This window comes from Helicobacter sp. MIT 14-3879, from assembly GCF_003364125.1.
Genome location: NZ_NXLP01000056.1, coordinates 1 through 7,358 on the forward strand (window position 1 = coordinate 1; position 7,358 = coordinate 7,358).

Genomic DNA, 7,358 nt, shown 5'->3' on the forward strand with positions numbered 1-7,358 from the left:
CATTGGTGGAATGCCCACAAAGGAGAGGAGTTTGCACTAGAGTCTATACGACAACACCAAAGAAACCTAATTCCGCTATCAGAAAAGTAGCCAAAGTTCGTTTAACAAGCAAATTTGAAGTTATTAGTTATATTCCGGGTATTGGACATAATTTGCAGGAGCACTCTATTGTGCTTGTAAGAGGCGGTCGTGTTAAGGACTTACCGGGTGTGAAATACCATATTATTCGGGGTGCGTTAGATACTGCAGGTGTCGCTAAACGTTCTGTATCTCGTAGTAAATATGGTGCTAAAAGAGCAAAAGAAGCAAAAAAATAATCTAATGTTAATGTGATAGGAGCAATGATTCAATGAGAAGAAGAAAAGCACCCAGCAGAGAAGTTTTGGGTGATCCAATTTATGGGAATAAGATTGTAACTAAGTTTATTAATAAGATGATGTATGATGGAAAAAGAAGCATAGCTGAAAAAATTATCTATGCTGCCTTTAATAGAATTGAAGAAAAAAGTGGTGAGAGGGGAATTGAAGTATTTCAAAAAGCTTTGGATAATATCCGACCTCTTGTAGAAGTGCGTAGTCGCAGAGTGGGCGGTGCTACTTATCAAGTTCCTGTTGAAGTGCGCCCAGAGAGACAGCAAAGCCTTTCTATTAGATGGCTGTTAGAAGCAACAAGAAAAAGGAACGAACGAACAATGGTCGAAAGATTAGCAAATGAGCTTATAGATGCAGCAAGCGATAAAGGTGCAGCTTTTAAGAAGAAAGAAGATGTGCATAAAATGGCAGAGGCAAATAAGGCATTTGCACACTATCGTTGGTAAATAAGAGGTAAGAATGGCTAGAAAAACTCCACTTAATCGAATACGTAATATTGGAATTGCTGCGCATATTGATGCGGGAAAAACAACTACTTCAGAGAGAATCCTTTTTTATACGGGTGTAAGTCATAAAATTGGTGAAGTGCATGACGGTGCAGCAACTATGGATTGGATGGAACAAGAAAAGGAACGTGGCATCACGATTACTTCGGCGGCAACAACTTGTTTTTGGAACGATTATCAAATTAATCTTATCGATACCCCCGGACATGTGGATTTTACTATTGAGGTAGAACGTTCCATGCGCGTGTTAGACGGTGCTGTGGCAGTTTTTTGCTCCGTTGGAGGTGTGCAGCCTCAAAGCGAAACTGTATGGCGACAAGCAAATAAATATGGCGTTCCTCGCATGGTCTTTGTCAATAAAATGGATAGAATCGGAGCAAATTTCTATAATGTGGAATCTCAAATCAGAGAAAGGCTAAAAGCTAATCCTGTACCTATTTGTATTCCTATTGGAGCAGAGGACTCCTTTAAGGGTGTAATAGATTTAGTGCAAATGAAAGCAGTAGTCTGGAATGATGAATCTATGGGTGCAAAGTATGATATTGAGGACATACCCGCAGATTTAATTGGAACAGCAAATGAATATCGTGAAAAACTTCTAGAATCTGCAGCAGAACAGGAAGAATCTTTGATGGAAAAATATCTTGGTGGCGAAGAGTTGAGCATAGAGGAAATTAAACGTGGGATTAAAGTGGGATGCCATAATATGAGTTTAATTCCTATGCTTTGCGGTTCTAGTTTTAAGAATAAAGGTGTGCAAACACTGCTTGATGCCGTTATAGATTATTTACCAGCACCCACTGAAGTTGCAGAGATTAAGGGCATTGATCCAAAAACAGATTCTGAAATCCACGTAGAATCTACAGATGAAGGTGAATTTGCAGGGCTTGCATTTAAAATCATGACAGATCCGTTTGTGGGGCAACTTACATTTGTGCGTGTGTATCGTGGTATGTTGGAATCTGGTAGTTATGTTTATAATTCTACCAAAGGCAAAAAAGAACGTGTCGGAAGATTGCTGAAAATGCACTCCAATAAGAGGGAGGACATTAAAGAAGTCTATGCAGGCGAAATCTGTGCTTTTGTTGGCTTGAAAGAAACGCTTACGGGTGATACACTTTGTGATGAGAAAAGATCCGTGATTTTAGAACGTATGGAGTTTCCAGAACCCGTTATCCATATCGCAGTTGAACCAAAGACAAAGGTTGACCAAGAGAAAATGGCAGTTGCACTAGGTAAATTAGCAGAAGAAGATCCAAGTTTTCGTGTGAGTACACAAGAGGAGACTGGACAGACTCTTATTGGTGGTATGGGAGAATTACACCTTGAAATTATTGTAGATAGATTAAAACGTGAATTTCGCGTAGAGGCTGAAGTTGGGCAACCGCAGGTTGCATTTCGTGAGACTATTCGTGGAAGTGTAACTCAAGAGTGTAAGTATGCTAAGCAATCAGGAGGGCGCGGGCAATATGGACATGTTTATATTAAGCTTGAACCCAAAGAAGCTGGGACGGGTTATGAGTTTATTAATGAAATTACAGGTGGCGTTATTCCGAAAGAATATATTCCTGCAGTTGATAAGGGTATTCAAGAAGCAATGCAAAGTGGTGTTTTAGCTGGTTATCCTGTGGTAGATTGTAAAGTAACGCTTTATGATGGTAGCTATCATGAGGTAGATTCGTCTGAAATGGCGTTTAAAATTGCCGGTTCTATGGCTTTTAAAGATGCGTGTCGCAAAGCTAACGCGGTACTTTTAGAGCCGATGATGAAAGTTGAAGTTGAAGTTCCAGAAGAATATATGGGCGATGTTATTGGGGACCTCAATCGTAGAAGAGGGCAAATCAACTCGATGGACGATAGAATGGGTTTAAAAATTGTAAATGCGTTTGTGCCTTTAGCTGAAATGTTTGGTTACTCTACAGATTTACGTTCTGCTACGCAAGGTCGTGGAACGTATAGTATGGAATTTGATCATTACGGGGAAGTTCCAAGCAATATTGCAAAAGAAATCATGGAAAAGCGACAAGCTTAATTGCAATGATTAATATTGTGAGCAGCAGTTTCTTAGTGAATATATGGTGGGGGAGCTTATTGACAGCAGATGAGTTTAAATAAAAATTATTTTAAGCTATCATTATGCAGATGTATAACAATAAAGCTATAACTCTTTAGTTACTAAGAAGTTCTTGTGTAGCAGCTCTAAATATGAATCTAGCATGTCCTTTTGGTGCTATCTAAGTCAAGAATTTAGTGTTATTGATTCTCATTGTTTGCATTTGAAAACATATCTTTAAAAAAAGTATTTTAACGTGTTCATAAGCATTAATGAATCAATGGGCAAATGACCATTAATTTTTTGGGAGAAAATCTATAAGTCTTAAGCGATAGTAAAGATTTTATGAAAACTATACAATTTGCAAATAAAAAATCACAGCTGCTCGCGTATGCTTATAACATGAGTTGCGTACAACAAATAGAAGTGGAGGAGCTTATAGGTTAGTATCACGAAGTGATTACAAGATTTGTATTTGTGGCAGGGATTGAGCGATAAATGCTACGCTTGCAATGAGAGAAGTAGAGATATACCCTATCATCTTGCTTGGGCTATGGTATAAAAAGAGGAAAGATAAATGAATGCTCATAACACTATAGGAAAATAGTATGCAAAGTCAGAAAGCAGTTTTCTTTGATAGAGATGGTGTAATTAATGAAGATTTGGGCTATGTGTATAAGATTGCAGATTTTAGATTCTATGAGGATTTCTTTCTTTGTGCTAAGAAATTTAAGCAATATGGTTATAAATTAATTGTGGTTACTAATCAATCGGGGATAGAACGTGGGTTATATAATATTAAAGATTTCTTGACAATAAGTGCCTATATGCAAGAGTGTATTTATAAGAGACTGAAATTTTATCTTGATAGAATCTATTTTTGTCCATCTCTGCAAGATTCTGTTCGAAGGAAGCCAGCTTGTGGTATGTTGTTGCAGGCTAAAGAAGCATATCATTTAGATATAAATCATTGTATCATGGTTGGTGATAAGATAAGTGATGTTGAGGCTGGATATAATGCAGGATTGACCAAGCTCTTTTTATTGCAGAGAGGAGATGTTTCTAAACAGGTATCACAAACAAAAAATGACATACAGGAAACTAAGAATAAAAATGGAAGCAAATGCTGCTATCGTATTATACGAACATTGGAACACATTATTTAGGAACAGTGCATCTGCGTATCCAATTTGATATGACAGATTGTGCAATAGTGTGATAATATCGCATTACTTCTATAATGGTGGTACTTGCGGTTTTTTGAGAGTAATTCAGATTTTCTATGCGCAATGTAATGATAGGGGAAATAGAATCTAGTTTAGCAATAAGAAATACTCCTAAATTTGTGCTATAATCACTAGACTTAATTTAAGGAAGGCACATGAATCCTAAGCTGCTTGACATCAATCTTGCAAAGATCGAGTCGTTAGAAGCAAGCTTTTATGAAAAAGATGTTATTCGTAGTGCTTTTTATAATTTTCTCAATAATATTCCAATATCTAGTGATTCTCAAGCCCTTATGCAAAAGTATTGTCTTCGTTTTACTCAACAAGGCATTGTTATTAAAGATTCGAAAAACACGCAACAAAGAAAAAACCAATACAAAAGAACTTATCAATCTCGTTCCATAGCCAAGAATTATTCACAAAAGCCACAAATAGACGACATAAAGGTTTATAGAAGAAATTATCTAAATCATACCCATACCGAATCTCAACAAATCATAGCGATACTACAAGAATCGAATGTGCTTAATTCTGAATCTGTTAAGTTAATTGCGCAATGCAAGGATCTTGTAGCAATTTGTTTTACACCAAATGAACTTTCATATCATATGGTTACTACTGTTATTGCCAATATTTCAGATTCTATTACTAAGAACATGTTGGCATTGCATGAATTCCTCACTCCTTTTTTGGATTTATTCGACAGTTTGCATGATAGCGCGAAGCAAGAAATCTTAAATAAGGCTAGTCTTTTTTTACAAACCATACGTGAATTAAAAGAGATTAGCGTCAATCTCTGTATTAAACTTTCCGCGATACGAGCAAAATCTGTGCTTAAACAAGAGAGCAACATCAATGAATATTTGGAAAACACAATACAGAAAATGGAAGCTTATTTAAAATAAGCAGCGTCTAATCGGGAGTAGTAAAATGCTGATTTACAACGTTTCAATGGGCTATATCCGTATCAATAGAAATAAGGAATATTATGAAAAAGCAGTGTAAAAAACTCTTAAAAGAAACTCAAACTACCTCTCAATATCACAGCACAAAATTACAGAATCTACATGATACTTCCAAATCAAATAACTTGAAATATTTGGGTAAGAAGACAAATTATTATTTTGATTATAATCCCAATGTTTTGGAATCTATTCCCAATCTGCATTCACAAAGTGATTATTTTGTCAAGTTCAATTGTCCAGAATTTACTGCGCTATGTCCCATCACAGGGCAACCAGACTTTGCAACATTGTATATTAGCTATATTCCAGATTTTAAGCTTATAGAATCTAAATCACTTAAACTCTATCTTTTTAGTTTTCGCTGTCATGGTGGATTCCACGAAGAATGTATTAATATTATTGCTCGTGATTTAATTGAAGTTTTGCAACCTAGATATTTGGAGGTGTGGGGGAAATTTACTCCTAGGGGAGGATTAAGCATAGATCCTTATGTCAATTATGGTAAGGAAGGCACAAAATTTATTAAAATGGCAAAAAAACGTTTAATGCTGCATGATTTGTATCCAGAAACAATCACTAATCGTTAGGATTGGAATCTTAAAATTTAGATAATTTGATTAGAACACTAGCAATAAAAGTAACACTTAAATAATGAATATTGTATAACTTTGTAGGCAGAAAATGATATTTTATAATTAAAAAGGAGTATTTCATGGTCCGTATTTTAAGAACTGTTCAGATGAGTTAATTTTGTTATGAAAAGTGCAGGAGAGTGAAATGCCTACGCAAACAGTTGTCTTAGGAATTAGTGGTGGTAGCTGCTTAGAACTAAGCTTGCATTTTATCAAGAAGTTGCCCCTAGACATTAAGCTTCTTGTTGTGCCAAGCAAAAATGCCTATACACTTTGTCGTGCAGAAAAAAAACAGAATCTTGAAAGTCAAATCAATAAGATACGAACGCACAATCTGGAAATCCATAATTCTCTTACGAGTCCTTTGGCTAGTGGGAGTTTCTTTTTTGAATCATGTATTATCTTACCTACAAGTAGCAATACACTCTCGTGTATCGCTCATGGTATTCAAGACAATCTTCTCACGCGCGTGGGAGCTATTTGTCTTAAAGAAAAACGTGATTTGATATTGGGCGTGCGTGAAATGCCTTTAAGTGCGATTTTATTGGAGAATATGGCAAAATTAGCTTCTATTGGAGTATGTGTTGCTCCACCCATTGTAGGGTATTATAGTAAGATAAAAGATTTAGATTCTATGCAAGATTTTTTGATTGGCAAATATTTTGACTTGCTAGGTATTCCACACAATCTTTTTACTCGTTGGGGAAATGGATAATATCCAAAACTTAAGATTGTGATTTGTTCTTGTATAAGAGTAAAATGAGTAATAAATGCCTTAAGGATTGTTTTATGCTAAAGTTAAATATTTAATGCTATTAAGAATATAAAAACACAGTTTTTATGTTGATAGAGTTTTCTAAATAGCGATAATAGAATTGTAAATAGAAAAGAGATTAAATAACAAGTTTATCAAATATAATGAATAGCTAGTTCTCAGCGACAGGATTCTTTGTTGCAATCCCATAAGAGATATACATTAAGTATAAAAATAAGTTTTATCTATATGGTCTTGTGTTGAGTTTGATTTACATTCTTTATCCTCTTTGTTGTGTTAAGCAGACTGCACAAAGTATTACAATCTTTATTATACGAGATGTTACTAACTCTAGTTTGAAAAGAATCTACATTAGCTGTTCAGGCGTAAAGTAAATTCGCATGCAATCTGAGCAAACTTGTGCTATTTATTCAGTAAAATTTGTTATTTTTTCATGATATAACGTGCTTAAGTAACCTAACAAGGTTTGTTATCATGAAAAAAGAGTCATTACATTATAAGTCCTCAAACCTCTTTATTAATCCTTATTAACATGACTTAAGCATAGGCAAGATTTCTTATTTTGTGTATCAGTGCGCGATTTGTAGCTTCCTTATCATACGCCTACAACTACACAATTTTATATTTCTTGTAAGCCTCTGAACTGTGTCATCTTTATAATAGAATTTTACATGATAGGATTATTTGTGTTGTGAGATGAAATTTTTTTATTGTACCTCAATTCTAAGCATTAGACTCATCTCTTGTTCTCCAAACTCACTTTGTCTTGAATCTCTAAGCAACACTATCCAAAGGATTTATAGCAGATATTGTTTGCTTGGTTATGCTTA

General features: G+C 35.1%; 7 protein-coding genes. All 7 read left to right on the plus strand.

The genetic code is table 11. The annotated features are described in order from the left end of the window. Positions 1-317, plus strand: a 317-nt coding sequence (rpsL, locus tag CQA44_RS10510) for a 30S ribosomal protein S12 (RefSeq protein ID WP_115547189.1), incomplete at its 5' end; no start/stop codon positions are given. Between the two features lie 32 nt (positions 318-349). Then, positions 350-817, plus strand: a complete 468-nt coding sequence (gene rpsG, locus CQA44_RS10515; protein WP_115547190.1) for a 30S ribosomal protein S7 — start codon at positions 350-352, stop codon at positions 815-817. 13 nt (positions 818-830) lie between these two features. Further along, the gene (gene fusA, locus CQA44_RS10520; protein ID WP_115547191.1) at positions 831-2,909 is read left to right on the plus strand and encodes an elongation factor G; all 2,079 of its coding nucleotides are present in this window, start codon (positions 831-833) and stop codon (positions 2,907-2,909) included. A gap of 629 nt (positions 2,910-3,538) precedes the next feature. Continuing rightward, entirely contained in the window at positions 3,539-4,096 is a 558-nt protein-coding gene (locus tag CQA44_RS10525; protein WP_115547192.1) for an HAD-IIIA family hydrolase, read from the plus strand. A 215-nt stretch (positions 4,097-4,311) separates the two neighbouring features. Further along, positions 4,312-5,061 (plus strand): hypothetical protein, encoded by a 750-nt coding sequence (locus tag CQA44_RS10530; protein ID WP_115547193.1) that lies wholly within the window; start codon positions 4,312-4,314, stop codon positions 5,059-5,061. A gap of 83 nt (positions 5,062-5,144) precedes the next feature. After that, a complete protein-coding gene (queF, locus tag CQA44_RS10535; protein ID WP_115547194.1) occupies positions 5,145-5,708 on the plus strand; it encodes a preQ(1) synthase in 564 nt (187 codons plus the stop codon). Positions 5,709-5,898: 190 nt separating this feature from the next. Then, positions 5,899-6,468, plus strand: a complete 570-nt coding sequence (locus tag CQA44_RS10540; protein WP_115547195.1) for a UbiX family flavin prenyltransferase — start codon at positions 5,899-5,901, stop codon at positions 6,466-6,468. The last annotated feature ends 890 nt before the right edge of the window (positions 6,469-7,358 follow it).